21 protein-coding genes and 1 tRNA gene are annotated in these 25,306 nt (G+C 73.6%); 9 read left to right on the top strand and 13 right to left on the bottom strand.

Annotated elements, in window-relative coordinates:
• Positions 1-10 precede the first annotated feature (10 nt).
• Positions 11-1,723, bottom strand: a complete 1,713-nt coding sequence (locus ACWDBB_RS28585) for a bifunctional 3'-5' exonuclease/DNA polymerase (protein ID WP_449792334.1) — start codon at positions 1,721-1,723, stop codon at positions 11-13.
• 256 nt (positions 1,724-1,979) lie between these two features.
• Here ACWDBB_RS28585 and ACWDBB_RS28580 point away from each other — a divergent pair, with 256 nt between their 5' ends.
• Entirely contained in the window at positions 1,980-4,004 is a 2,025-nt protein-coding gene (locus ACWDBB_RS28580) for a M3 family metallopeptidase (RefSeq protein ID WP_449792333.1), read from the top strand.
• Positions 4,005-4,046: 42 nt separating this feature from the next.
• Here ACWDBB_RS28580 and ACWDBB_RS28575 read toward each other — a convergent pair whose 3' ends face one another.
• Both ACWDBB_RS28575 and ACWDBB_RS28570 read right to left on the bottom strand, forming a co-directional pair.
• Positions 4,047-5,486 carry a glycoside hydrolase family 5 protein gene (locus tag ACWDBB_RS28575; RefSeq protein ID WP_449792332.1) on the bottom strand — a complete coding sequence of 480 codons (1,440 nt, stop codon included), beginning with the start codon at positions 5,484-5,486 and terminating at the stop codon, positions 4,047-4,049.
• A 165-nt stretch (positions 5,487-5,651) separates the two neighbouring features.
• Positions 5,652-6,275 carry a TetR family transcriptional regulator gene (locus ACWDBB_RS28570; protein WP_449792331.1) on the bottom strand — a complete coding sequence of 208 codons (624 nt, stop codon included), beginning with the start codon at positions 6,273-6,275 and terminating at the stop codon, positions 5,652-5,654.
• A gap of 134 nt (positions 6,276-6,409) precedes the next feature.
• Between ACWDBB_RS28570 and ACWDBB_RS28565 the strand changes: the two genes are divergently transcribed.
• A complete protein-coding gene (locus ACWDBB_RS28565; RefSeq protein ID WP_449792330.1) occupies positions 6,410-7,636 on the top strand; it encodes an acyl-CoA dehydrogenase family protein in 1,227 nt (408 codons plus the stop codon).
• 1 nt (position 7,637) lies between these two features.
• Here ACWDBB_RS28565 and ACWDBB_RS28560 read toward each other — a convergent pair whose 3' ends face one another.
• On the bottom strand, positions 7,638-8,246 hold the full coding sequence (locus ACWDBB_RS28560) for a hypothetical protein (protein ID WP_449792329.1): 609 nt from the start codon (positions 8,244-8,246) through the stop codon (positions 7,638-7,640).
• Positions 8,247-8,379: 133 nt separating this feature from the next.
• Positions 8,380-9,189, bottom strand: a complete 810-nt coding sequence (locus ACWDBB_RS28555; protein ID WP_449792328.1) for an enoyl-CoA hydratase/isomerase family protein — start codon at positions 9,187-9,189, stop codon at positions 8,380-8,382.
• A 68-nt stretch (positions 9,190-9,257) separates the two neighbouring features.
• Here ACWDBB_RS28555 and ACWDBB_RS28550 point away from each other — a divergent pair, with 68 nt between their 5' ends.
• Positions 9,258-10,115: an MFS transporter gene (locus ACWDBB_RS28550; protein ID WP_449792327.1), complete on the top strand. Its 858-nt coding sequence runs from the start codon at positions 9,258-9,260 to the stop codon at positions 10,113-10,115.
• A 183-nt stretch (positions 10,116-10,298) separates the two neighbouring features.
• Here ACWDBB_RS28550 and ACWDBB_RS28545 read toward each other — a convergent pair whose 3' ends face one another.
• Positions 10,299-10,847, bottom strand: a complete 549-nt coding sequence (locus ACWDBB_RS28545; protein WP_449792326.1) for a GNAT family N-acetyltransferase — start codon at positions 10,845-10,847, stop codon at positions 10,299-10,301.
• 74 nt (positions 10,848-10,921) lie between these two features.
• Here ACWDBB_RS28545 and ACWDBB_RS28540 point away from each other — a divergent pair, with 74 nt between their 5' ends.
• Entirely contained in the window at positions 10,922-11,530 is a 609-nt protein-coding gene (locus ACWDBB_RS28540) for a TetR/AcrR family transcriptional regulator (protein WP_449792325.1), read from the top strand.
• Between the two features lie 249 nt (positions 11,531-11,779).
• Here ACWDBB_RS28540 and ACWDBB_RS28535 read toward each other — a convergent pair.
• Positions 11,780-11,855: transfer RNA gene (locus ACWDBB_RS28535), tRNA-Arg, on the bottom strand.
• 652 nt (positions 11,856-12,507) lie between these two features.
• Between ACWDBB_RS28535 and ACWDBB_RS28530 the strand changes: the two genes are divergently transcribed.
• From ACWDBB_RS28530 to ACWDBB_RS28510, 5 genes are all read left to right on the top strand, one after another.
• Positions 12,508-13,122, top strand: coding sequence for a single-stranded DNA-binding protein (locus ACWDBB_RS28530; protein WP_449792324.1), 615 nt, complete (start codon positions 12,508-12,510; stop codon positions 13,120-13,122).
• 358 nt (positions 13,123-13,480) lie between these two features.
• Positions 13,481-14,914, top strand: a complete 1,434-nt coding sequence (locus tag ACWDBB_RS28525) for a Cys-Gln thioester bond-forming surface protein (RefSeq protein ID WP_449792323.1) — start codon at positions 13,481-13,483, stop codon at positions 14,912-14,914.
• A 347-nt stretch (positions 14,915-15,261) separates the two neighbouring features.
• Complete coding sequence (gene ettA / locus ACWDBB_RS28520; RefSeq protein WP_449792322.1) at positions 15,262-16,926, top strand: energy-dependent translational throttle protein EttA; 1,665 nt, start codon at positions 15,262-15,264, stop codon at positions 16,924-16,926.
• A 154-nt stretch (positions 16,927-17,080) separates the two neighbouring features.
• A complete protein-coding gene (locus ACWDBB_RS28515) occupies positions 17,081-17,524 on the top strand; it encodes an acyl-CoA thioesterase (protein ID WP_392878771.1) in 444 nt (147 codons plus the stop codon).
• A gap of 29 nt (positions 17,525-17,553) precedes the next feature.
• Positions 17,554-18,246 (top strand): hypothetical protein, encoded by a 693-nt coding sequence (locus ACWDBB_RS28510; protein WP_449792321.1) that lies wholly within the window; start codon positions 17,554-17,556, stop codon positions 18,244-18,246.
• A 70-nt stretch (positions 18,247-18,316) separates the two neighbouring features.
• On the opposite strand, the gene ACWDBB_RS28505 is transcribed toward ACWDBB_RS28510, so the two are convergent.
• From ACWDBB_RS28505 to ACWDBB_RS28480, 6 genes are all read right to left on the bottom strand, one after another.
• Positions 18,317-18,721, bottom strand: coding sequence for a globin (locus tag ACWDBB_RS28505; protein ID WP_392878766.1), 405 nt, complete (start codon positions 18,719-18,721; stop codon positions 18,317-18,319).
• Positions 18,722-18,873: 152 nt separating this feature from the next.
• Positions 18,874-20,010 carry an ABC transporter permease gene (locus ACWDBB_RS28500; protein WP_449792320.1) on the bottom strand — a complete coding sequence of 379 codons (1,137 nt, stop codon included), beginning with the start codon at positions 20,008-20,010 and terminating at the stop codon, positions 18,874-18,876.
• Complete coding sequence (locus ACWDBB_RS28495; RefSeq protein WP_449792319.1) at positions 20,007-20,924, bottom strand: ABC transporter ATP-binding protein; 918 nt, start codon at positions 20,922-20,924, stop codon at positions 20,007-20,009. The genes ACWDBB_RS28500 and ACWDBB_RS28495 overlap by 4 nt, the downstream gene beginning before the upstream one ends.
• Positions 20,925-21,117: 193 nt before the next feature.
• Positions 21,118-22,182, bottom strand: coding sequence for an FHA domain-containing protein (locus ACWDBB_RS28490; protein WP_449792318.1), 1,065 nt, complete (start codon positions 22,180-22,182; stop codon positions 21,118-21,120).
• 328 nt (positions 22,183-22,510) lie between these two features.
• Positions 22,511-23,866 carry a vWA domain-containing protein gene (locus ACWDBB_RS28485; RefSeq protein ID WP_449792317.1) on the bottom strand — a complete coding sequence of 452 codons (1,356 nt, stop codon included), beginning with the start codon at positions 23,864-23,866 and terminating at the stop codon, positions 22,511-22,513.
• 108 nt (positions 23,867-23,974) lie between these two features.
• Positions 23,975-25,306: a protein phosphatase 2C domain-containing protein gene (locus tag ACWDBB_RS28480; RefSeq protein ID WP_449792316.1), complete on the bottom strand. Its 1,332-nt coding sequence runs from the start codon at positions 25,304-25,306 to the stop codon at positions 23,975-23,977.

Genomic DNA, 25,306 nt, shown 5'->3' with positions numbered 1-25,306 from the left:
GAAGCCCTGGTCACTTGGCGTCGGCGTAGCAGTCCACCACCGCCGTGCTGAGCGGGAAACGCACCGGGGTGTCGCCGAACACCAGCCGGCGGGCCTCCTCGGCCGCCTCGGCGATGGTGGAGGCCACCTCGTCGGCGAGGTTGGCCGGGGTGTGCACGATCACCTCGTCGTGCTGGAAGAACACCAGGTGCGGGCGGTCCGCCGGGCTGGGCACCGGCAGTCCGTTCAGTCGGCGGCGCAGCGCCGCGAGCAGGGCGAGCGCCCAGTCGGCGGCACTGGCCTGGATGACGAAGTTGCGGGTGAAGCGCCCACGGGCGCGGGCGGTGCGCCCGCCGGCCTCGCCCGCCGTCTCGCCCTCGGTGAGGTCGAGGAAGTCCGCGGAGGCCGGCGGGCAGACCCGGCCGAGCCGGGAGGCGACCACGCCGCCGTCCTCTCCGGTGCGGGCGGCGGCCTCGACGTAGCCCATCGCGGCCGGGTAGCGGCGGTGCAGGGTGTTCAGCAGCGGGCCGATGTCGCCGCTGGTCTGCCCGTACATGGCGCCGAGCAGGCCGAGCTTGGCCTTCTCGCGGTCGCCCTGGAAGGCGTGGGCGGCGAGTGCCTCGTACAGGTCGCCGCCGGCGGCGGTGCGGGCCAGCCCGGCGTCCTGGGAGAGCGCGGCCAGCACCCGTGGCTCCAGCTGGGCGGCGTCGGCGACGACCAGGTGCCAGCCCGGGTCGGCGACCACGGCGCCGCGCAGGATGCGCGGGATCTGCAGGGCGCCGCCGCCGCGGCTGGCCCAGCGGCCGGAGACCACGCCGCCGACCACGTACTCGGGCCGGAACCTGCCGCCGCGGGCCCAGGCGTCCTGCCAGGCCCAGCCGTGGGCGACGTGGATCCGGGACAGCTCCTTGTAGCGGACCATCAGCCGCGCGGCCGGGTGGTCGATGCCCTTGAGCTCCCAGGAGCGGGTGGAGCCGAGCTGGAGGCCCGCCTCGGCGAAGGCGCGCAGCACCTGGGCGTGCGAGTCGGGGTTGAACGGCTTGACGCCGAGGGCCCGGTGGAGCTCGACGGCGAGTTCGGCGAGGAGCCTGGGCTGGGTGCCGGAGACGGTCGGACGGGGGCCGAGCAGCTCGGTCAGCAGCCGGTCGTGGACGTCGGCCCGCCAGGGCAGTCCGTCGTGGGCCATCTCGGCGGCCACCAGGGCGCCGGCCGACTCGGCGGCGACCAGCAGCCGGAACCGCTGCCGGGCGGCCGGGTCGGTGAGGGCGGTGATCCGGCGCTGCTGTTCGGCGTGGACGGCGACCACGGCCGCCAGTGGGTCGGCGCCGGGCGGCAGTTGCAGCCGGTCGGGGGCGAACAGGGTGTCCTGGCCGTCGTCCGCGTCGGCCAGGCCGGGCTCGGGCAGGTCGTCGGGGACGGGCAGGCCGCGCAGCCGGGCCCAGGCCGCGCCGAGCGAGCGGGGCGCGCCGAAGCGGCCCTCGTGCGCCAGCAGCAGCGCCTCGACCAGTCGGAGGTCGTGGCAGCGGGCGAGCCGGTCGGGCAGGTGCGGCAGCAGCGGGGTGTACGCCGAGTCGGCCGCGGCCCAGACCCAGCGCGGACGCTCGGCGGCCTCCCGGGCGGCGACGGCGGCGGCGAGGTCGCGCACGGCCTCCGGCGGGCCGAGCGGGGCGCCCGCGTCGTCCAGCGGCTGGAGCCGGCCGCCGGGGCCGTGCGGGTCGGGCGCGAGGGCGGTCCTGGGTGCCACGGGGGCTGCTCCTCTCCGGCGCGCGGTCGGGCGTGCGGGGACGGGGACGGGACGGGGTGCGAGCCCGCGGGCGGGGCGCGCCGCGGCCCGCGACCGACGGGTCCGCGCCGTCGACGTTAACGGGTGGGTCCGACAACGGGCGGCAGGCGGGTGCGGCCGGGGTCGGCGGGCGGGTGCGGCAGGGCCCACGGGCGGCGGTCCGCGGCGGGCGCTAAAGCGTATGAGCGGGGCGGGTGACACGGCGTATGGTCGCGAAATGACCGAGAACCCGTTCTTCCAGGCCAGCCCGCTGGTCTACGAACTCCCGCCGTTCGCCGAGATCCGCGAGGAGCACTACCTGCCCGCGTACGAGCGGGGCATGGCCGAGCAGCTGGCCGAGATCGCGGCGATCACCGCCGACCGGAGCCTGCCGACCTTCGAGAACACCCTGGTGGCCCTGGAACGCTCCGGGGAGCTGCTGCGCCGGGTCGACGCGGTGTTCCTCAACCAGTCCTCCTCGGACACCACCGACGTGCTGGACGAGGTGGAGGCGAAGGTGAGCCCGCTGCTCGCCGCCCACCACGACGCGATCCACCTGGACCTCGCGCTGTTCGCCCGGATCGAGGCGCTGTACGAGGAGCGCGCCGGGCTCGGCCTCGACCCGGAGTCGCTGCGCCTGCTGGAGCGCCGGTACACCGCCTTCGTGCGGTCCGGTGCCCGCCTGGGCGCGGCCGAGCAGGCCCGGCTGCGCGAGCTGAACGCCGAACTCGCCGCGCTCGGCACCACGTTCCAGCAGAACGTGAACGCCGTCACCCGCTCCGCCGCGCTGGTGCTGGACTCCGCCGAGGAGCTGGCCGGGCTGTCGGAGGGCGCGATCGCCGGCGCCGCGGAGAACGCCCGGGTGCTCGGCCACCCCGGGAAGTACGTGCTGAGCGTGCGGAACACCTCCGGCCAGGCCGAGTTGGCCCAGCTCACCGACCGCTCGGTGCGCGAGCGGCTGCTGGCCGCCTCGCTCGGCCGGGGCCTCGACGTCAACGGCCCGCTGGCGATCCGGATGGCCGCGTTGCGCGCCGAACGGGCCGCGCTGCTGGGGCACCCGAGCCACGCCTCGTACGTGGTGGCGGACGAGACGGCCGGCACCGTCGAGGCGGTCTCCGGGCTGCTGTCCCGACTGGTCGGCCCGGCCGTGGCGATGGCCCGCCGGGAGGCCGGGGAGCTGGCCAGGGAGGCCGCCGCGGACGGGATCGGGGAGATCGCCGCGCACGACTGGGCGTACTACTCGGAGAAGGTCCGGCAGAGCTCCTACCAGGTGGACGCGGCGGTGCTGCGCCCGTACTTCGAGCTGGAGCGGGTGCTGCGGGACGGCGTGTTCTTCGCCGCGAACCTGGCGTACGGGGTGAGCTTCACCGAGCGGCCGGACCTGGTGGCGCACCACCCGGACGCCAGGGTCTTCGAGGTGTTCGAGGAGGACGGAAGCCCGCTGGGCCTGTTCATCGGCGACTTCCACGCCCGGGCGTCCAAGCGCGGCGGCGCGTGGATGTCCGAGCTGGTCGCCCAGTCCGGGCTGACCGGGCGGCGGCCGGTGGTGCTGAACAACCTGAACATCCCGCGCCCGGCGCCCGGCGAGCCGGCGCTGATGGACTGGGACGAGGTGCGCACGCTGTTCCACGAGTTCGGGCACGCGCTGCACGGGCTGTTCTCGGACGTGCGCTACCCGCTGTTCTGGGGCACCTCGGTGCCCCGGGACTTCGTCGAGTTCCCCTCGCAGGTCAACGAGATGTGGATGGTCCGACCGGAGGTGCTGGCGAACTACGCCCGCCACCACGCGACCGGGGAGGCGCTGCCGGCCGAGCTGGTCGAGCGGATGAAGGCGGCCGAGGGCTTCGGTCAGGGCTTCCGGACGGTGGAGTACCTGGCGGCCACGCTGCTGGACTGGGCGTGGCACACCGTGCCGCGGGGCACGGAGATCGAGGACGCCGAGGAGTTCGAGGCGCGGGCGCTCGCCGCGGCCGGGATCGCGGTGGACGCGATCCCGCCGCGCTACCGGACGGCGTACTTCCAGCACATCTTCGCCAGCGGCTACAGCGCGGCGTACTACGCGTACATCTGGTCGGAGGTGCTGGACGCGGACACCGTGCAGTGGTTCGAGACCAACGGCCGCCCGGTGCGGGAGAGCGGCGAGCTGTTCCGCCGCGAGCTGCTGTCGCGCGGGTTCAGCCGGGACCCGCTGGAGTCCTTCCGCGCGGTGGTCGGGCGGGCGCCGGAGACCGGGCCGCTGCTGGCCCGCCGGGGGCTGGCGTGAGCGGCCCGGCCACGACGCTCGCCGGGTTGCTCGCCGGGCGGCTCACCGCGCGGTGAGCGTGACCGTCACGGTCGTGCCCGGGCGGGCGTGCGGGAGCCGGATGCGTACGGTTCCCGCGTGCCCGCCCGTCGGCTGCTCGACCTCGACCCGGGCGCCGGCCGGGGCGACGGCGACCGCGGCCCCGTGCGGGAACGCGGCCGGGGGGATCAGGAGTTCGCTGCCGCGCCCGGTGCCGTCGGCGCGCCAGCTCACGCCGGTGGCGGCCGTCCGGACGTCCGTGCCCGCGACGGCCACCGGGTACGGGCCGAAGGCGGGCTCGTCGCCGGGGGCGGGGCGCCCGGCCGGGTCGAGTGCGCAGTAGCCGCCGGCGCCCCGGCACCAGTACCACATCGTCCAGCCCTCGGCGAAGCCGTCCATCGCGGTGACCTGACGGCGGACCAGCTCGGCGTTGCCCGGGGTGCGGGAGTTCGGCGGGCCCCACTCGCCGACCAGGACGGGCAGGCGGTGGGCGGCCGGGTAGTCGGTGATCGCGGCGGTGTACCGCTCGACGAAGCCGCCGGCCGGATCCCAGTCGGCGCCGCCCTCGACCGCGGTGTCGTAGAAGTGCGGCGCGTAGCCGAGCCGGGGTGCGCCGGAGCGCGGGTCGGCGAAGCCGGGCAGCCGGGTGGGCACGCCCTGGCCGACCAGCACGGTGGGTTCCACGAACAGCCAGGCGCGGGAGTCGGACCGGCGCACGGCGGCGATCAGGCGGCGGTACATGTCGGCGAGCCGGCCCCGCTCCAGGGCGGCGGCGGAGGCGGCCAGCACGGCCGGGTCGCTCGGGTCGCCGTCCACCGGGCCGAACGGCTCGTTGAACAGGTCGTAGCCCAACAGCGAGCGGTGGCCGCGCAGTTCGCGGGCGAGTCGGGTGTAGAAGTCGGACTGCCAGGCGCGCAGGTCGGGGTCGTCGTAGAGGTGCCGGAAGGCGGCCTGGACGGCGGGCTGGAAGTAGCCGGCGAACCAGTCGTCCGGGTCCGGGGTGAAGGGCAGGCCGTCGTCCCGGGTGGCCCAGGCGGGGACGCCGTTGTTGCCGCCGACGAACTTCGGCCCGTAGACGTCCTGGTGGAAGTCGATCAGGACCAGCAGGCCGAGTCGGTCGGCCCGGTCGAGGAGCCGCTGGAGGCGGCGCAGCTCGGTGGCGTCGAGGTGGCCGCGCCGGGGTTCCAGCCTGGTCCAGGAGACCGGCAGCCGGACCAGGGTGAAGCCCTGGGCGGCGACGGAATCGAGGTCGGCCGCGGTGGCCTCGGCGTACTTGTCGAGGTTGAAGCCGCGCAGCCGCAGGCGGCGGCCCTGGGCGTCGGTGAGGGAGGTGCGGCCGTCGGCGGCGGTGACGGTGCCGGTGGGGAATCGGTCCGGCGGCCCGTCGTGGGCCGAGGCCGGGACGGCGGTGAGGGCGGCGGTGGCGGCGAGCAGCAGGGCGACGGCGGTGCGGCGCAGGCGCATCGGGGACCTCGCACGGCGGGGGTGGGGGTGGGGCCCGATGATGCCCGGACTGTCGTGTGCCGCACAAGAGTTCAGTCGGCGGACGGTGCTTCGCAGGTGCTCCGGCCGGCGGGCGTAACGGTCGGCGGACGTGTCGGCCGGCCGGCGGTTCAGCCGGCGGACGGTTCAGTCGGCGGACGGTTCCGGCGCGGGCGGCAGGACGGCGGTCGGCAGGTCCGCGGCGGCGGCCAGCCGGCCCCAGAGCAGGTCGGCCAGCGCCTGTACCATCCGGGTGCGCGAGCAGGGCTTGCTCTCCAGCCACCAGTCCCCGGCGGCCAGCACCATGCCGGTGATGCCCCGGCCCCAGGCCTCGGCGAGCAGGTCGCGGTCGGCGCCGAGGTCGACCTGGCTCTGCACGGCCCGGGTGATCTCCTCGGCGATCTGCCGGAGCGCGGGGGCGAGCGCGTTGCCGGCGCCGCTCGGGTCGCCCGGCTCGGGGTGGGTGAGCAGCCGGTAGACCTGGGGGCGGGCCTCGATCCCGGCGAGGTAGGTGTCCAGGACGTGCTCGACCCGGTCGCGGCGCTCCAGCGGTTCGGCGAGGGCGGCCCGGACGGCGGCCAGCAGGCCGCCGGTGTGGCGTTCGGTCAGGGCTCTGATCAGGCCGTTCCGGTCGCCGAAGTGGCGGTAGAGGATCGGTTTGGTGATGCCGGCCTCGGCGGCGATGGCGTTCATGCTGGCGCCCGGCCCCTCGCGCTGGATGACCCGGTCGGCGGCGTTGAGCAGCTGCTCGCGGCGGGGCTCTCGGGACATGCGCTGCTCCTCGGGTCGGGTTTCGGCGGGGTCTGCCTGGGCGTTGACACCGGTTACCAATCAGTAGCAGACTCCGACGATGTTACCCGAGGTAACACCCCGGCCGGCCGCACACGTCTTCGGAGGCAAGCACCATGAGCAGCACGTTCTCGCTGGATCCGGGCGCGGACCAGCTCGCCGTACGCGACTGGCTGCACGGCTTCGCCGCCGACGTGATGCGCCCGGCCGCGGCCGAGTGGGACGAGCGCGAGGAGACCCCCTGGCCGGTCATCCAGGAGGCCGCCAAGCTGGGCATCTACTCGCTGGACTTCTACGCCCAGCAGTACTTCGACCCCTCCGGCGTCGGCATCCCGATCGCCATGGAGGAGCTGTTCTGGGGCGACGCGGGCATCGGGCTGTCCATCGTCGGCACCACCCTCGCCGCCGTCGCGGTCCTGGCCAACGGCACCGACGAGCAGATCGGCACCTGGACCCCGCAGATGTTCGGCACCCCCGAGGACGTCAAGGTCGCCGCCTTCTGCTCCTCCGAGCCGGACGCCGGCTCCGACGTCTCGGCGCTGCGCACCCGGGCGGTGTACGACGAGGCCAAGGACGAGTGGGTGCTCGACGGCGCCAAGACCTGGGCCACCAACGGCGGGATCGCCGCCGTCCACGTGGTGGTCGCCACCGTCGACCCGGAGCTCGGCGCGAAGGGCCAGGCCTCCTTCGTCGTCCCGCCGGGCACCCCGGGGCTGAGCCAGGGCCAGAAGTTCAAGAAGCACGGCATCCGCGCCTCGCACACCGCCGAGGTGGTGCTGGACGGCGTCCGGGTGCCCGGCAGCTGCCTGCTCGGCGGCAAGGAGAAGCTGGACGAGCGCCTCGCCCGGGCCCGCGAGGGCGTCAAGCGCCCGGGCGGCAGGGGCAACGCGGCGATGGCCACCTTCGAGGCCTCCCGCCCGGCCGTCGGAGCGCAGGCGATCGGCATCGCCCGGGCCGCGTACGAGGTGGCGCTGGACTACGCGAAGACCCGGGAGCAGTTCGGCCGGCCGATCATCGACAACCAGGGCGTGGCCTTCCAGCTCGCCGACATGCGGACCCGGATCGACGCGGCCCGGCTGCTGGTCTGGCGGGCCTCCTGGATGGCCGTCAACAACCAGCCGTTCACCGCGGCCGAGGGCTCGATGTCCAAGCTGTACGCGGGCGAGACCGCCAAGTACGTGACCGCGCAGGCGATGCAGATCCTCGGCGGCAACGGCTTCACCCGCGAGTACCCGGTGGAACGGATGCACCGGGACAGCGCGATCTACTCGATCTTCGAGGGGACCAGCGAGATCCAGCGGCTGGTGATCGCCCGGGCGATCTCGGGGATGCCGATCCGCTGACTCAGCGGGCCAGCCAGAAGGTGAGCCCGGCGGTGACCGCGCCCACCACCGCGCCGACGACGGTCTGCGCGGTGGTGTGGTCCCGCAGCACCACCCGGGACCAGCCGATCACCGGGACCAGCGGGCCGAGCAGCAGCCAGAGCGGGCCGAGCGCGACGGCGAGGCAGACCACCGCGCCGGTGGCCACGGCGGTGTGCACGGAGACCTTCCACCAGGCGGTGATCACCAGGATCGGGACCAGCGAGGCGAACATCGCCAGCACCAGCGCGGTCAGGTCGGTCGGGGCGTCCAGTGCGATCATCACCGCGAAGCTGAGCAGCACCGAGGCCATGATGAGCGGGAAGACGGTCAGCCGGCGCTGCCGCCGGCCGACGTGGCGGTCCGTCACGGTGCCCCTGCGCATGCCGTACCGGATGATCAGGGTCGGGACGACGGCGGCGAACAGGACGGCGAACAGCGCCCAGCCGATGCCCGGCCAGCCGTAGCGCAGGCCGCCCAGCAGCGGGAGCAGCACGAGGATCACGTTCTTCGGCTCCAGGCCGTCGGTGATCCGGCGGGCCCAGACCGTCCGGCTGGTGGGGGCGGGCGCGGTCTCGGCCTCGGTCGTCATCGGGGTGGTGCTCCGGGGGCGTGTGGGGGGCGGGCGGGTCTCGGTCGGATGATCGTATGGGTTGCGGGGTGCGGCCCGAGCCCTCAGGAGCGGGCGGGACTCAGGAGCGGGCGGGGATCAGGGACGGCGGGACTCAGAAGCGGGCGGGGCGGCCCTCCAGGAAGGCGGCCAGGCCCTCGCGGACGTCCGAGCCCTCCCGGGAGCGGAGCAACCAGGGGGCCAGGACCTCGTCGGCCCGCTCGGGCGGGGCGTCCAGGACGGCCTTGGCCGCGCCGATGGTGTGGGTCGAGCGGTGGGTCAGCAGCCGGGCGAAGTCCAGGGCGGCGGCATCCAGTTCGGCGTCCGGCAGGACGCGTTCGGCCAGGCCCAGCGGCAGGGCGTCCCGGCCGGTCACCAACTCGCCCGAGAACAGCAGGTATTTGGCTCGGGCCGGGCCGATCAGCCGGGACAGCCGTACGGTCGGCACCGCCGAGTAGACCACACCGAGCTTGGCCGGGGTGATCCCGAGGCGGGCGTCCTCGGCGACGAAGCGCAGGTCGCAGGCGACGGCCAGTTGGCAGCCGCCGCCGACGCAGGCGCCGTGCACCACGGCGAGGGTCGGGTGCGGGAAGGCCGCCAGCGCCTCCTCGGCGGCGACGTTGGTCGCGTGGTAGGCCTCCGCGCGGTCCGGATCGCCGTACACCTCGGAGAGTTCGGCGATGTCCGCGCCCGCGCTGAAGGTGTTGCCGGCGCCGGTGAGCAGCAGGACGCGCACGCCCTCGTGGCCGGCCAGCTGCTCGAGCACCTTGGGCAGCGCCTGCCAGATCGCCAGGGTCACCGCGTTGCGGCGGTGCGGGCGGGCGAACTCCAGCACCGCGACGCCGTCCTCGCCGACGTACGCGTTGACGCCCTCGGCCTGCGCGGGCAGGGCGGAGCGGTCCCGCGTGAGCAGCGGCTGGTCCATGCGCACCTCCGGTCGGTCGTGGTGCGCCAACTCTCTCAGGCGGCGCCGGAGCCGTAGTCGCCGAGGCCGTGTTCGATCAGGGCGAAGGCGCGGCGGCCTTCTCGGTCGGCCTGCTGCTGGTCACCGAGTGGGGCGGCACGGAGTACGCCTGGACGTCCCCGGTGATCCTCGGGCTGGCGGCCGCGACCCTGGGCGCGTTCGGCCTCTTCCTGTGGCGCCAGGCCACCGCCGCCGAGCCGGTGCTGCCGCTGTCGCTGTTCCGGATCCGCGCGGTGCGGCTGGGCTTCGCGATCCAGGGCCTGGTCGGGATGGGCATGATCGGCTCGATCGTCTACGTGATGCTCTACCTGCAGGTCGCCCGGGGCGTCGCCCCGACCTCGGCCAGCCTCTACCTGATCCCGATGGCGGCCGGGATGACGGCGTCCGGGATCGTGGCCGGCCGGCTGAGCGGGCGCGGCCACTCGACCCGGACGTTCCCGGTGGTCGGCGCGGGCTGCTCGGCGCTCGCCCTCGCCCTGCTCGGCCTCAGCGGACCGGACACCGGGCTGTGGGCGGTGCTGGCCGAACTCGCCCTGCTGGGCTGCGGGCTGGGGCAGCTGATCGGCCAGCTGATCACGGTGGTGCAGGAGGCCGCGCCCGCGCCCCGGAACCGGCTGGGGGTGGCGACCACCGGCATCCGGTTCTTCCAGAGCCTCGGCAGCGCGCTCGGCGCGGCGCTGTTCGGCACCGTGCTGTCCCGGGTCTTCGCGGCGGGGGAGCCGGGGCGCTCGCTCGGTGCGGTCGGCGCGCTGGCCGGTGCGGCGCGGGAGCAAGCGGTGCGCAGCTTCACGGACGCGGTGGACGAGGTGTTCCTGTCGGCGGGCGGGGTGCTGGCGCTGGTGTGCGCGCTGCGGCTGCGGTCGACGGAGGAGGCCCCGGCCGCCTGACGGGGGCGGCGGCCGAGGCGGCGGGGCCCGGTGGACGCGGGAGTCCACCGGGCCCCGCGCTGTCGCGGTTGCGGGCCGGCCGGGTCTTCGGGCCCTCGGGCCCGGCCGGTTCCTCGGGCCCGGCCGTTTCTCAGACCCAGCCGTTTCCCGGGCCCGGTAGGCCCTCCGGGCCCGGGCGGCTCCTCAAGCCCGGCCGGTCCACTCCGAGGCCAGGATGGACCAGATCTCCTTGTCGTAGCGGACCCCGTTGTACGGGAACCACTCGCGCAGGACGCCGTCGCGGGTCATGCCGACCCGCTCGGCGACCGCCCGGCTGCGGGCGTTGACGGAGGAGCACCACCACTCGGCGCGGTGCATGCCGCGGGTGACGAAGGCGTAGTCGAGCAGCTGCCTGACGGCCGCGGTGACCAGCCCGTGGCCCTCGCCGGCCGGCTCGGTCCAGGCGCCGATCTCGCAGACGCCGGACCGGGCGTCGAAGTTCACGAACATCACGCCGCCGACCAGCGTGCCGTCCAGCCAGATGCCGTAGATCCGCTTCTGGTCGGCGTTCAGGCCGTCGGCGTAGCGCTGGAGGGTGGCGCGGGCGGAGTCCAGGTCGACCGAGAAGGTGGCCCAGGGGATCCACGGGTCGGTGTGGGCGCGGGCGCGGTCCAGGTGGGTCAGGAACTCGGGGGCCTGCCAGGGCTCCAGCGGGCGCAGTTCGGCGTTCTCGGTGAGCGGTACGGCAAACACGGGCGGCCTTTCAGAGTGGTGCCGAGGTTGGCTGAATCATTCATAACAAACGTTTGGTATGTACGATAGCCCCCATGACACCGGCCCGCGGAGACCACGACGCCCGACGTTCCGAAGTGTCCGAGGGGGTGTGGCGCGTGCTCTCCAGTCGGGGCTTCGAGGGGCTGACGCTGCGCGCGGTGGCCGCCGAACTGGGCGCCTCCACCGGGATGTTGACGCACTACTTCCCGAACAAGCGGGCGCTGCTGAGCCACGCGCTGGAGGAGCTGGACCGACGCTCGCTGGCCCGGCCGCGGCGCACCGAGCCGGCGGACGGCGGCCCGCCGCCGTCCGGGCTGGCCCGGGTGCGGGCGTCGCTGCTGGACGTCCTGCCGCTGGACGACGAGGCCGCGGCCGACAACCGGATCTGGGTCGGCTCCTGGGACCACGCCCTGGCCGATCCGGAACTGGCGGCCGCCCACGCGGGCCGCTACGCGCGCTCGCGCACCGCGCTCACGGCGCACGTCGCGGACGCCCAGCGGCTGGGGGAGCTTCCGGCGCAGGCCGATCCGGCGGCGCTCGCGGCGGGGGCGCAGGCCTTCGTGCTGGGCCTGGTGGTGCAGGCGCTGTTCGCCCCGGAGGAGTTCCCGGCGCAGCGGCAGACGGAGCTGCTGGACGCCTATCTGGCCGGGCTGGCGGAGTAGGCCGGACCCGGTGGGCGGAGCGGGGTGGGCTGTTCCGTTCCGTTCCGTGCGGGGGATTCGCCGGGAATTCCGGTAGTTCCGGTTGGCCCCGTTTTCGGCCCCGTATTCGCGGCGCTCGCCGACATGCACACGCATGGTCACGAGTTCTGCGCGATGCGTGGGCGGCTTGTTCGCCGCGGGGGATTACGCGGTGGCCCGGAACGGATACGGAAAGTGTTCGCCGACTCGTTGGCCTGCAGAATTGCCGAGTGGTGCCCCCAGCAGGATTCGAACCTGCGACCTACCGCTTAGAAGGCGGGTGCTCTATCCGCTGAGCTATGGGGGCGGGACGGGCGGTGCCCTGGCGGGCGCGACCGTGGCCGGGATCGGGCTGGCGAGCGCCGGGGCGCGCGCTGTCCGGCCCCGTACCTGAGGGAGGGGTGGGGTGGTGGGCCCTCGCCCTGTCGGGGACAGGATAAGGGTGACCGGTTCCCCGGCCGGGCGTGACGACACCGCCGTTGGTGTGTCGGTTCGGTGGAGCGGTCCGATAATCGCAGGTGAAGGCCGTGAGTGCAGCGGTCTGGGAGTGTTCCGCGCCGGACGTTGTGCAGTCGTTACGGGGCTGCCTCCTCACCCGTTATGGATTCGGCACGGAGAATGTGCCGCCGACGGTGCGGGTGGGGGGCCTTAATCCGCTCGCCCCGGTCGGATGACGTGCGCGGACGGCCGGCGGGGCGCGTTCCGCCGCGTGTTCCCGGGCGGGTTCGGCGGCGCGTCGGCGAGGCGGAGAGCAGCGGGTTTGTTGTCATGGCCGCGAAGAAGCGGCGGTGAAGCGGCCGCGGAGGGCTGAAATTCACCCCTGCGAGTGACGGCAGTTCCGTAGTGGCGAGTTATCCACAGGATTTCGGAAGTCGGTGGCCGGGATTTCCCCGGAAGTGCAAGCTCAAGGCGCACCGGTCGATTCCGTACGGTGCATCGGCGAGAGCGGAGGGTGTGCCGTGAGCGAGACGCAGGTGACGGTGATCGGCAATGTGGCGACGGAGGTGAGCTACGGCGAAACCAGCGGCGGGGTGCCGATGGCCAACTTCCGGCTCGCCTGCACCGAGCGGAGGTACGACCGGCAGCGCGAGTGCTGGGTGGACGGCGAGACGCAGTGGGTGACGGTGACGGCCTGGCGGGCGCTGGCGGTCAATCTGATCGGCTCGCTGGCCAAGGGTGATCCGGTGCTGGTGAGCGGTCGGCTGCGGGTGCGCGAGTGGACGGAGGGGGAGGTGAAGCGGAGCCGGGTCGAGATCGACGCGCGATCGGTCGGGCACGATCTCACCCGTGGTACCACGGCGTTCCGGTGGGCGGCGGGGGTGCGCGGGCAGCCGGCCGGTCCCGGGCCGGGCGGCGCGGAGGCCGGTGGCGAGGTGGTGCCGGAGTGGATCGTCAGCGCGGTGGAGGCGCGCAGGGGTTCCGGGGCGCCGTACCGGGCGGCGCCAGCCCCGGCCCCGGTGCCGGTGGCGGCAGCCGCCGTACGGGCGCTGCCGGCGGGCGGGCGGCCGGCCGCGGGGGAGCCGGGCGAGGCGCCCGGGAGGGAGCGGGGAGGTGACGCCGGAGGGGTGCTCTGATCCGACGGGTCGGTGACCTTCCTGTCGACAAATATGTTGATCGAGACGGTCGTTGTACCCGCGGGCGCAATCCGACGGGATAACAGAAAACCGCACGCGAGTTTCTGGGTGGCCGTCAGCTTGTGTGGGACCTGAGGGGATTGATAACGATCCAGATACGGAATCGTCCTGATTTCGCATGGGGGTTTCGGGGCCTCCGGGGCTCAATAGGATTCGTCTGGTTCATACCCGCAGCGGTGCCACAGGGGGCACGCGCGGGACGGCAAGTCGGCGGGCCGCCCACTCGGTGCGGCCCGGCCCGGAGGGATCCCAGATGTTCCAGAGGCAGGGGCGGAGTCTGTCCCGGATAACCACTGTCATGCTCACGACCAGCTTGGCGTTGGGCGGAGGCCTGTTCGCGGCCGGTGCGGCGGCCGCTGCCGGCGCCGGTGCTCCGACCTCGGGCGTGACCGCCGAAGTCCTGAACGAGATGCTCGGCGAGAAGATCGATGTCGGGAACAGGACCGTCGACGGTGGTCTGTTCACCCTCAAGACGGACGCCGGCGAGAAGCTCCGGACGTACTGCATCGACTTCGACAACCCGGTCTACCTGGACAGCGGCGCCAGGTACCACGAGGCGGACTGGGCGTCGAGCTCCCTCAACGGCAACGCCAACGCGCCCAAGATCCGCTGGATCCTGGACAACTCGTACCCGCAGGCGGGCCTGGCGTCCCTGGCCACGGCCATCCAGGTCGACAGCCTGAGCGAAGCGGACGCCGCCGCCGGCACCCAGGCCGCGATCTGGAAGTTCTCGGACAACAAGAACGCCGTCCCGCGCAACGAGAAGGCCAAGAAGCTGCGCGACTACCTGGTCGGCGACGCCAACAAGGGCGTCGCAGCCGAGCCGAAGCCCTCGCTGACGATCTCCCCGGACTCGGCCTCCGGGAAGTCGGGCGGCAAGCTCGGCCCGTTCCTGCTGAACTCCAGCGCGAACGAGGTCAAGCTGAGCGTCACCGGCGACGCCGCGGACAAGGTCAAGCTGCTGGACAAGGACAACAAGCCGGTCAACGGCAGCCTGGCCGGCCCGATCGGCAAGGACACCCCGCTGTTCCTGGACGTGCCGGCCGGCACCCCGGACGGCAAGGCCGCCATCAGCGCCACCGCCGAGGCCAACGTGCTCAGCGGCCGGGTCTTCATGAGCAAGGTGGACAAGCAGGGCCGCCACAGCCAGACCATGATCCTGGCCAGCTCCACCAAGGTGAACGTCGCGGCCGGCGCCAAGGCCACCTGGAAGCAGGGCAAGGGCGCGCTGATCGACAGCTCCGCCAAGGAGGAGTGCGCCGCCGGCGGCGTGCGGGTGTCCGTCACCAACAGCGGTGACGAGGCCGCCACCGTCACGGTCGGCAAGCAGCAGGTCGCCGTCCAGCCGGGCAAGACCGAGACCGTTCTCGTCAAGGTCGAGGAGAAGGCGAACTACGACTTCACCGTGACCGGCCCGAACGGCTACACCAAGCAGTTCACGGGCGTCCTGGACTGCAAGGTCGGCGTGACCCCGACCCCGGCCCCGACCACCCCGGCCGCGACCCCGTCGGGCACCCCCGCCGCGACCCCGTCGGGCACCCCGAGCAACGGCGCCGGCCAGCCGGCCCCGGCGACCACCAGCGCCGCCCCGGGCACCGGTGGCCTGGCCCAGACCGGCGCCAATGACTCCACCCCGATCCTCGCCGCCGTCGCCGGTGGCCTGGTCGTGGCCGGTGGCGCCGCCGTCTTCGTCCTGCGCCGCCGCGGCCGCCACGGTCGCACCACCGCCTGAACCGGTCGGACCGGTCGAACCGACTGAACCGACCGAACCGACCGAACCGCCCGAGTGGGCCGGGGGGCACTGACCTCCCGACGCCCTGAGAGCGGCGACCGGCCCGGCTCCCCGCACCCGCTGCGGGGAGCCGGGCCGTCCCGCGTTCGGGGCCCGGCCGGCGTGCCTTGAGGGCCCGGCCGGCCGGGGTGTTGCCGGTGGGGCGGGAGCGGCGGGGCCGGAGCGGGCGGGGAGAGGGCTCCGGATACCCCCAAGGGGTCACCCGGGCGATTCGGGCCTCCGGGCCGGGTGCGGCACAATGGAAGGCTGCAAGCCGAATACTCCCGACGACGCCGGAGCGATCTCACGTGGCGGAATACATCTACACGATGCGCAAGGTGCGCAAGGCTCACGGAGACAAGGTCATCCTTGACGACGTGACGCTCAGCTTCCTCCCCGGAGCGAAGATCGGCGTCGTGGGCCCCAACGGTGCCGGTAAGTCCACCGTGCTCAAGATGATGGCAGGCCTGGACCAGCCCTCCAACGGCGACGCCTTCCTCTCGCCCGGCTTCACCGTCGGCATGCTGCTGCAGGAGCCGCCGCTCGACGAGTCCAAGACCGTCCTGGAGAACGTCCAGGACGGCGTCAAGGAGATCAAGGGGAAGCTCGACCGCTTCAACGAGATCGCCGAGCTGATGGCGACCGACTACTCGGACGCCCTGCTGGACGAGATGGGCAAGCTCCAGGAGGAGCTGGACCACGCCGAGGCCTGGGACCTGGACGCCCAGCTGGAGCAGGCCATGGACGCCCTGGGCTGCCCGCCCGGCGACTGGCCGGTCACCAAGCTCTCCGGTGGTGAGAAGCGCCGCGTCGCGCTCTGCAAGCTGCTGCTGGAGGCCCCCGACCTGCTGCTGCTCGACGAGCCCACCAACCACCTGGACGCCGAGTCGGTGAACTGGCTGGAGCAGCACCTGGAGAAGTACAAGGGCACCGTCGTGGCCGTCACCCACGACCGGTACTTCCTGGACAACGTCGCCGAGTGGATCCTGGAGCTCGACCGCGGCCGCGCCTACCCGTACGAGGGCAACTACTCCACCTACCTGGAGACCAAGCAGTCGCGTCTCAAGGTCGAGGGGCAGAAGGACGCCAAGCGCGCCAAGCGCCTCAAGGAGGAGCTGGAGTGGGTCCGCTCCAACGCCAAGGGCCGCCAGGCGAAGTCCAAGGCCCGTCTGGCCCGCTACGAGGAGATGGCGGCCGAGGCCGACAAGATGCGGAAGCTGGACTTCGAGGAGATCCAGATCCCGCCGGGCCCGCGCCTGGGCAACGTCGTCATCGAGGTCGAGAACCTCAACAAGGCCTTCGGTGAGAAGGTCCTGATCGACGACCTGAGCTTCACCCTGCCGCGCAACGGCATCGTCGGCATCATCGGCCCGAACGGCGCCGGCAAGACCACCCTGTTCAAGATGCTCCAGGACCTGGAGACCCCGGACAGCGGCACGGTCAAGGTCGGCGAGACGGTCAAGATCAGCTACGTCGACCAGACCCGCTCCAACATCGACCCGAAGAAGACCCTCTGGGAGGTCGTCTCCGACGGTCTGGACTGGATCAACGTCGGCCAGGTCGAGATGCCGTCCCGTGCCTACGTGTCGGCCTTCGGCTTCAAGGGCCCGGACCAGCAGAAGCCGGCCGGCGTGCTCTCCGGCGGTGAGCGCAACCGCCTGAACCTGGCGCTCACCCTCAAGCAGGGCGGCAACCTGCTGCTCCTCGACGAGCCCACCAACGACCTCGACGTCGAGACGCTCTCCTCGCTGGAGAACGCCCTGCTGGAGTTCCCCGGCTGCGCCGTGGTCATCTCCCACGACCGCTGGTTCCTGGACCGAGTGGCCACCCACATCCTCGCCTACGAGGGCGACAGCAAGTGGTTCTGGTTCGAGGGCAACTTCGAGTCGTACGAGAAGAACAAGATCGAGCGGCTCGGCGCCGACGCCGCCCGCCCGCACCGGGCCACCTACAAGAAGCTGACCCGAGGCTGACACCCAGCCGTCACAACGGCCCGGCAGACTGCCCTCCGGGCGGCCTGCCGGGCCGCAGCCCGTCGCCACCGCCCGTCGCGTGACGCTCTGCGCCACCGCCGGCCGACGCCGAGAAACGGCGCCGGCGGGCGACCGGACACCGAGGAGAACTCCCGTGGCTCGCCACATCTACGCCTGCCCGCTGCGCTGGTCCGACATGGACGCCTTCGGGCACGTCAACAACGTGGTCTTCCTGCGCTACCTGGAGGAGGCCCGGATCGACTTCATGTTCACCCAGGCCGCCGCGGCCGGCGCCGGGGAGTTCGCGGGCGGCTCGGTGGTGGCCCGCCACGAGATCGACTACAAGCGTCCGCTGGTGCACCGGCCCGAGCCGGTCACCATCGAGACCTGGGTGACCAGGATCGGCGGCGCCTCGCTGACCGTCTCGTACGAGATCAAGGACGTCGCCGAGGACGGCGGCGACATCGTGTACGTCCGGGCGTCCACCGTGGTCGTCCCCTACGACCTGGCCGAGGGCCGGCCGCGCCGGATCTCGCCGGTGGAGCGGGAGTTCCTCGGCCGCTTCATGGACGAAGAGCCGGCAGTCGCCACCGTCTGACCCCATCTGACGATTCGAGCTGAACGACTGTGACCATCACCGCCCGTCTCGCCCTGACCGACACCGGGGAGGCCGCCGACCTCTCCGCCTTCCTGCTGCGCCTGCTGCGCTTCGACCGGGCGGCGGCCGTCCGGATCCAGGCGGTGGGCCCGGGTGAGGGGGACGGCGTGCTGGCTGTCTTCGGACGGCTGCCGCTGGGCGGCAGCGGTGCGCTGGCGATCCGCACCGTGCGGCTGAGCGGCCTGGACGAGGCGGTGGACGTGACCGTCTCGGCGGGCCAGTTGCTGGACGGCGTGGACGCCGACGCGGGCGCCGTCGCGCTGCCGGCGCCGGTGACCGGCCCGGCCTGGGCCGGGATGCTGCCGCCGCGCACCGGCTGGCGGCCGGTCGGCGCCCCGCCGGTGGCCGAGGTGTACCCGGAACTGATGGCCGGGGTGCGGGAGTTCCGCGAGCGCAGCGAGGCCGTACCGGCGCACCACCGCACCCGCGCGGTGCTGGACGCGCTGGCCGACGAGATCTGGTCCCGGCCGGTCACCGCGCTGCCCGAGCTGCCGCTGCGGGTGCCGCACGCCGCGTACGTGATCGGCTTCCTGCGGCCCGACGCCCCGCTGACCGTGCACCGGGCGGGCGGCTGGCTGCGGCTGAGCGCCCCGGCGGGCTCGGTGGTGGTGCGCACCGTGGCCGCGCCGGGCGCGGGGCTGGGGCTGAGCCCGGTCCGGTGACCCCCGGCCGGAGCCGGTGACCGCCCGCCGGAGCAGGGTGCCCCCGGCCGGATCACGGGGACGGGCCGGTTCAGCCCGGGGTGTTGATCATCGAGGCGGCGGCGTACGTCAGGTACTCGAGCAGCTGCCGCTCGTGCTCGGCCGACAGCTCCAGGCTCGCCACGGCCGCCCGCATGTGGGTGAGCCAGGCGTCGTGCGCGGCCTTGTCGACCTTGAACGGCACGTGCCGCATCCGCAGCCGCGGGTGGCCGCGCTGCTCGCTGTAGGTGCGCGGGCCGCCCCAGTACTGCATCAGGAAGAGCGTCATCCGCTCCTCGGCCGGTCCGAGGTCCTCCTCGGGGTACATCGGCCGCAGCAGCTCGTCCTGGGCGATGCCCTCGTAGAACCGGTGGACCAGCCGTCGGAAGGTCGGCTCACCGCCGACCTGGTCGTAGAAGGTCTCCTCGCTCAGCGTGCCTCGCCGGATCTCTGTCACCCGACCATGGTCGCAGACGCCGACGGGGTCGTACACCGGGACCAAAGGCGTACGACCCCGTCGGGATCGGTGGACGTCGACCAGCGGACGCCGGTCGGCTGGTGTCCGCGGGCAGGTCCGCGGACAGGTCTGCGGACATCAGCCGGGGAGGGTCAGTCCTCCCAGCGGAACAGCTTCCAGGAGATGCCGGTCAGCACCGCCGCGAAGAGCAGCAGGCCGCCCATGGTCGGCAGGGCGTCCATGACGCCGCCGCCGCGGGTGAGCACCGACTGGGCGGAGTCGACCAGGTAGTGCAGCGGCATGACCTGGGAGACGCCCTTCAGCCAGCCCGGGGCCCCGTCCAGCGGGAAGAACGAGCCGGACAGGAAGGACATCGGCAGCACGATGATCTGCGAGATGCCGTTGGCCGCCTCCTCGGTCTTGGCGACCGAGCCGGCCAGCAGGCCGATCGACATGAAGGCGAGCGTCGCGCAGGCCACCAGCGGGATGACCAGCCACCAGTTTCCGGTGAGCTTCAGTCCGAAGAAGCTCGTCGCGACCACCAGGAAGACGGCGGTCTGCAGGAAGGCGGTCAGCAGCGACACCAGGATCCGGGAGCTGACCACGGTTCCGGCGTTGATCGGGGCCAGTCGCAGCCGGCGCAGCACCTTGGACTTGCGCCAGTTGACCAGCGTCAGCGCGGCACCGAACACCGCGCCGGTGGCGACGGCCCAGCCGAGCAGGCCGGGGGTGAGGAACTGGATCGGCTTGAGCGACTTGTCCTCGACCTGCTGGGAGTCCAGCACGAAGGCCGGCTTCTGGCCGGTGGCCGCCTGGTTGGCGTTCTGGACCACCGAGTTGAGGATGCCCTGCAGCGCGCCGGCGCGGACCTGGTCGGCGGCGGTGTAGCGCAGCTCGACCTTGCCGTCCGGGCCCTGCTTGATCAGCGCGTCGTAGTCGCCCTTGCGGACCTTCTCCAGCGTGGCGGCCTCGTCGTCGGTCTTCGTGATGGTGAGGACCTTGTCCAGCCCGGCCCGCTCGTCGCCCTGGATGGAGTCGAACAGCTTCACCGCGCCGACCTGCGCCACCTTGGCGTGGGGGCTGCCGGAGCCCTTGGTCACGGTGCCGAAGAAGACCAGGAACACCAGCGGGAAGAGCAGGATGAAGAAGGTCGCGGTGCGGTCGCGCTTCATCCCGAGCAGCATGGCGCGGGACAGGCTCCAGAACGCGCTGACCCGCTCCCGCTCGCCGGCGGCCGGGCCGCCGCGCCGGGCGGGGGCCTGAGGCTCGGTGGGGGTGGTGGCGGTCATGCGCGGAACTCCCGTCCGGTCAGCTGGAGGAAGACGTCCTCCAGGGTGGCGCCGCGCACTTCCAGGCCGCGCAGCGCGTTCTGCTCGGCGAGGACGCTGAGCACCGGGGCCGGAAGGCGGGTGGAGACGGAGAGCGAGACGGTGTCGTCCTCGAGGTTGGCGATGTCCGCGCCGGCCGCGGTCATCAGCTCCCGAGCCCGGTCGAGCGGGAGCTGGCCGGAGGCCACGCTGATCCGGACGGTGTCGTCGATCTCGCGGATCAGCGCCGCCGGGGCGCCGGTGTGCAGGACCCTGCCGTGGTCCATGATCGAGACCCGGTCGCAGAGCACCTCGGCCTCGTCCAGGTAGTGAGTGGTCAGCACGACGGTGCGGCCCTCGGCGTTGATGTCCCGCAGGAGGTCCCAGAGGTTGCGCCGGGACTGCGGGTCCAGGCCGGTGGTGGGCTCGTCCAGGAAGACGAGTTCCGGATCGTGGGCCAGTGCGCAGGCGATCGACAGGCGCTGGGCCTGGCCGCCGGACATCTGGTCGGTCAGGGTCTCGGCCTTGTCCGAGAGGCCGACCCGCTCCAGCATCGCGTCGGCCCGCTTGGGGCCGACCCCGTAGAACGACGCGAAGGTGCGGATGGTTTCCCGGGCCGTCAACTTGCGGAAGAAAGCGGATGCCTGGAACTGCACGCCGATTCGCGGCAGCAGTTTCGGATTGCGCGGCCAGGGCTCCATGCCCAGCAGCTCGATCCGGCCCTCGTCCGGTTTCCGGACGCCCTCCAGGATCTCCATCGTGGTGGTCTTCCCGGCGCCGTTGGGGCCCAGGATCCCGTAGAACTCGCCGGCCTCGACGGTGAGGGACACCCCGTCGACGGCCTGCACATCCCCGTACCGCTGGCGGATGCCGTCAGCGGATATAGCAGCAGTCATGTGCCCTGAGCCTAGGGGTTGTGAAGGCTCCTGTGCACATCTGTGCGAGCGAATTTGCGGACATTTTAAAGGCGGTGCGAACAAAGCCGGGCCGGGCGGATGTCGAATTCCGCCCGGCCCGGCCGGAGTTGGCGATGACCGGCGCTGATCGACCGTCGGGAAATGACCGGACGGACTTTCAGCTCACGGCCTTTCAGCCGCGGTGCACGGTGATGGTGGTCCAGGCGCCGATGTGGATCCGGTCGCCGTCGTTCAGCGGCACGGCGACGTGCGGGGCGATCGGCTCCGCGCCGCCGTTCATGGTGGTGCCGTTGGTCGAGTCCTGGTCCACCAGGACCCAGCTGCCGTCCGCCTGTTCGGCGAGCAGAGCGTGCTGGTGCGAGGCGCCCGGGTCCTCCGGCGGGACGGACAGGTCGATCTCCGGGACGGTGCCGCGGTGCTGGCTGCGCCGCCCGATCCGCAGCTGGCCGCGGCCGGTCAGCGGGATCCGGCGCTCGGGGCAGTACGGCGGGAAGAACAGGCCGGCCGCCTCGGGCCCGCTGCGGGCCATCATCTCGGTGAAGTAGTCCCGGTCGGCCGAGACCACGGCGATCCAGTTGGTGCGCACCGGCTCGGCCGGGGCGGGCTCCTGGGGCTGCGGCGGGGCGAGGTTGAAGGAGGTGCCGAAGTCGCCGCCGCGGTTGTTCGGGCCGGGGCCGGCTGGCTGGGCGTACACCGGGCCGGAGTCCTCGCGCACCGCCGGGTCGGGGAACGCGCCCTCGGGCACGGGCTCCTCCTGCCCGATGCCGGGCGAGGAGGGCGGGTAGCCGTAGGTGTGCGGGTGCGCCGGGGCCTGCGGCTGCTGCGGGACGGGCGGGGCGACGGCCTGCTGGGCCGCCGGCGGCTGCCCGAACGGGGCCTGGCCGAGCGGCGGCTGCCCGAACGGCGGCTGGCCGAGGGGTGGCTGACCGGCCTGGGAGTGGCCGGCCGGGGCCTGCGGCGGGGTGCCGCCGTAGGCCGGCGGGATGTTCAGCGGCGGCTGCTGGGCAGGGCCGGGCGGGGTGTGGCCGGCGCCGGGCACCTGGCGGCGCGACGGCGTGGAGAGCTCGTAGTCGTAGCCGCACTCCTCGCAGAACCGTCCGGTCTGGGGGCTGCGGCAGATCGGGCAGACGGCCAGGCCCGCGGTGAGGCCCTGCGGTCCGGCCTGCGGCGGGGCGGCCCCGTGCGGCGGGACGGCGCCCTGCGGGGGAACGGCCCCGTGCTGCGGCGGGGGCACCATGCCGGGCGGCGGCAGCGGAGCCCCGGGCGGCGGGACGGCCCCCGGCGGCATCGGCGGCGGAGGCGGCGGTGCGCCGAAGGAGGCGCCACCGTACCCCGGGTGCCCGGCGTGCGCACCGGGCGCGGGGTCGCTCCCGGGTGCCCCCGGGTAGCCTCCGTGCGCCCCCGGGGTGGGGGCCGGCGGAGTCATTGGGAAGCCGCAGAAGTCGCACCAGTCCTCGGCCTGCGACTCGTGGCCCCTCGGGCAGATCGGCATCAGGTCCCCCTCGTTTCGGGCCGGCGCGGTGCGGCGTCGCGCCGGGGTGCCGGCCCGGTCACGTCTTCAGCGGTCACTTCTTCACACGTACCGTCTTGGTCGACCGGGTCTCAAGGGTCATCGAGTCGGCCTCGCTCACGTTCTTACGGAACCGAACCGTACCCTCCTTCGGGTCCACCACGTCCACCACCTTCTGGAGCAGCTTGTAGGTGCCCTCGTTCCCGGTCGCGTGTGCGATCCGGACGGCGGCGCCCAGCTTGGAGGTCGCGCGGTCGACGTCCCCGGCCCGGTGGGCCTCCAGGCCCTCCTGGATGGAGGAGGCGAGCTCGGCCTGCCCGGTGTAGTGGGCGACCTGCGGGCTGATCCTGGTGGAGGAGGCCAGGTCGTCCGTCCAGACCGCCTTGACCAGGCCCTGGGTGAGCACCTCGGGGGTGCCGCCGGCGACCTGCTCGGGCAGCACCAGGCTGACCCGGGCGGCCAGCATCTCGTTGCCGACCGCGGCGGCCGGCACCTCGACGCAGACGTGGTAGTCGCGGCTCTCGTCGCCCCAGGAGCCGGTCGGGTAGTCGCCGGCCCGGGGGCCGGCCTCGGTGCGGCGGGAGGTCAGGTCCTCGACCGAGGGGGCGACCTGCTTGACGAACCGGACCGTGGCGTTGGCCGGGGTCCAGATCCGCAGCGCGACGTCGGCGACCTGCTTGCCCATCGCGCCGGCCATCATCGAGCGGAAGTCCTCGGCCAGGCCGGAGGGCTCGGCGACGATGTCGGTGGTGCCGAGCAGCGCCGAGGAGATCCGGCGCAGCTCGTCGATCCGCCAGTCGGTGCCCACGCCGCGGCAGTCGGCGGTGAAGTGGCCGGTCACCCGCTCGATGTTGCGGGCCAGGTCCTCGGCCGACTCGTGCTCGTTGTTGCCGTCGGTGAGCAGGACGGCGTGTCGGATGGCGATGTCGCGGCGGGTCAGGAAGAGCTTGTCGGCCTTGGCCAGCCAGGTGCCCATCGCGGTGCCGCCGGCCGCGGTGAGCCGGCGCAGCGAGTCCTTGGCCTGCTCGCGGGTGGTGGCGGAGGCGATCGCGAGGGTGCCGTCGCCGGGGTAGATGTCGCGGGCCTCGTGGGTGCCGGCGACCACGGCGAAGGCGGTGCCGTCGCGCAGCGCGTCGACGGCGGCGGCGGTGGCCTCGCGAGCGCCGTTGATCTTGGTCTTGGGGTAGTCCATCGAGCCCGAGCAGTCCACCAGGATGACCACGGCCGCCGCCGTCCCGGTGCCCGCCGGGGTGGCGTCGGCGAAGCCGAGCGGCCGGCCGCCGGAGGTGCCGCCGCCGGTCGCGGTGACGGTGACGATGGCGTTGACCTCGCGGGCGCCGTCGGCCAGGTACTCGTTCTGGAAGATCTCCACGTGGAACCTGGGCAGGTTCGGCTTCGCCAGTGTTGCCATGGGGCGGTCGGCTCCCGTCGGGTGAGGGGTGGACGTGCTCAGGACGGTGGGGCGGCCCGCCGGGCGGGCCGGCGGGCCGTGGCGCCGGGGCGTCCGGCGGGTGGTCGGTCAGGCCGTCGGCGGGTGCGGCGGCTGCGGCGGGACGGTCGGTGCGACGGGCGGGGCGGGAGCGGCGGGGGCGGTCGGCGGGACGGGCGGCGCCGGGGGGACCTCCGGGGGCGCGGGCGGCACCGGGGGCAGCGGGGCCGCGGCGGAACCGATCACCGGGAGGTCCGGCAGGGTGGGGTCGTGGTCCTCGTCGTCCCCGCCGTCCGCCGCCGGGGCCGGGGCCGGTCGCGGAGCGATCACCGGCAGGTCCAGCGCGGTCGGGGTCTGGTCGGCGTCGGCGGCGGCCGGCGGGTCGATCGGCAGCACGGCGACGGTGATGTTGTCGTGGCCACCGGCCGCGACCGCGAACTTCACCAGGGTCTGAGCCGTGGCGAGCGGCTCGGTGCGGGCGTCCGGGCGCACGTAGTACGCCAGGTCGGTGGCCGCCTCGGCGTAGTTCCACAGGCCGTCGGTGCAGATCAGCACCACGCCGGGGACGTGCGGGGTGAAGTCGAGGGTGTGCGGCACGACCTCCTCGGCGTCGGCGCCGAGCCAGCCGGTGATCGCGTGGGCGCGGGGGTCGGAGTAGGCCTCGGCCTCGCTCATCAGCCCGGCCTCGACCATCCGGGCCGCCCAGGAGTCGTCCTGGGTGAGCCGGAACGGCTCCGCGGCGGCGCGGTCGTCCGGGATCCAGTACGCCCGGGTGTCGCCGACCCAACCGATGGTGACCCGGCCGCCGGCGGCTATCGCGCTGACGTAGGTGCAGGCGGGCGCGTTGAGGTCGGGCCGGGTGGGGCCGGCGCCGTCGGTGGCGAGGTCGGCGACGGCCTGCGCGGCGTCGGCGATGGCCTGGCGCATCGCCTGGTTCGGGTCCCGGCCGGCCTCCAGGGCGGTCAGCAGCGACTCGGAGGCGGCGTCGACGGCGGTCTCCGAGGCCTCGTCGGGGCGGTCGGAGGAGGAGACGCCGTCGCACACCACGGCGACCACGACCGGCTCGCCGCCGGGCAGCGAGGTCGCGGCGACGGTGAAGGAGTCCTCGTTGCGGTGGTGGCGCACGCCGCGGTCGCTGACCCCGGCGACGCCCCCGAGGGCCTTCTCCATGTGGTCGCGCGGGCGCGGCTGGGCGCTGCCGCAGCCCTCGCAGTAGCCGTCCGGGGCGACCTGCGGCTGCCCGCAGTGCACGCAGACCGGCCCACGCGGCGACGGTACGGCCTCGCCGCGTGCGGCGGCCCAGCTCGCCGGCATCGAGCCGGGGGCCGCCCGGCCGTCCCGGCCCGTCCCGCAGGAGCCGCAGTAGGCGTCCTCCGGCTCCATCGGCTCCGAACAGCTCGGGCACTCGGTCTGCTGCGGCAT

Source organism: Kitasatospora sp. NPDC001095 (genome assembly GCF_053598615.1).
The sequence above is the reverse complement of the archived record's forward strand: the minus strand, read 5'-3'. Positions and strand labels throughout refer to the sequence as shown.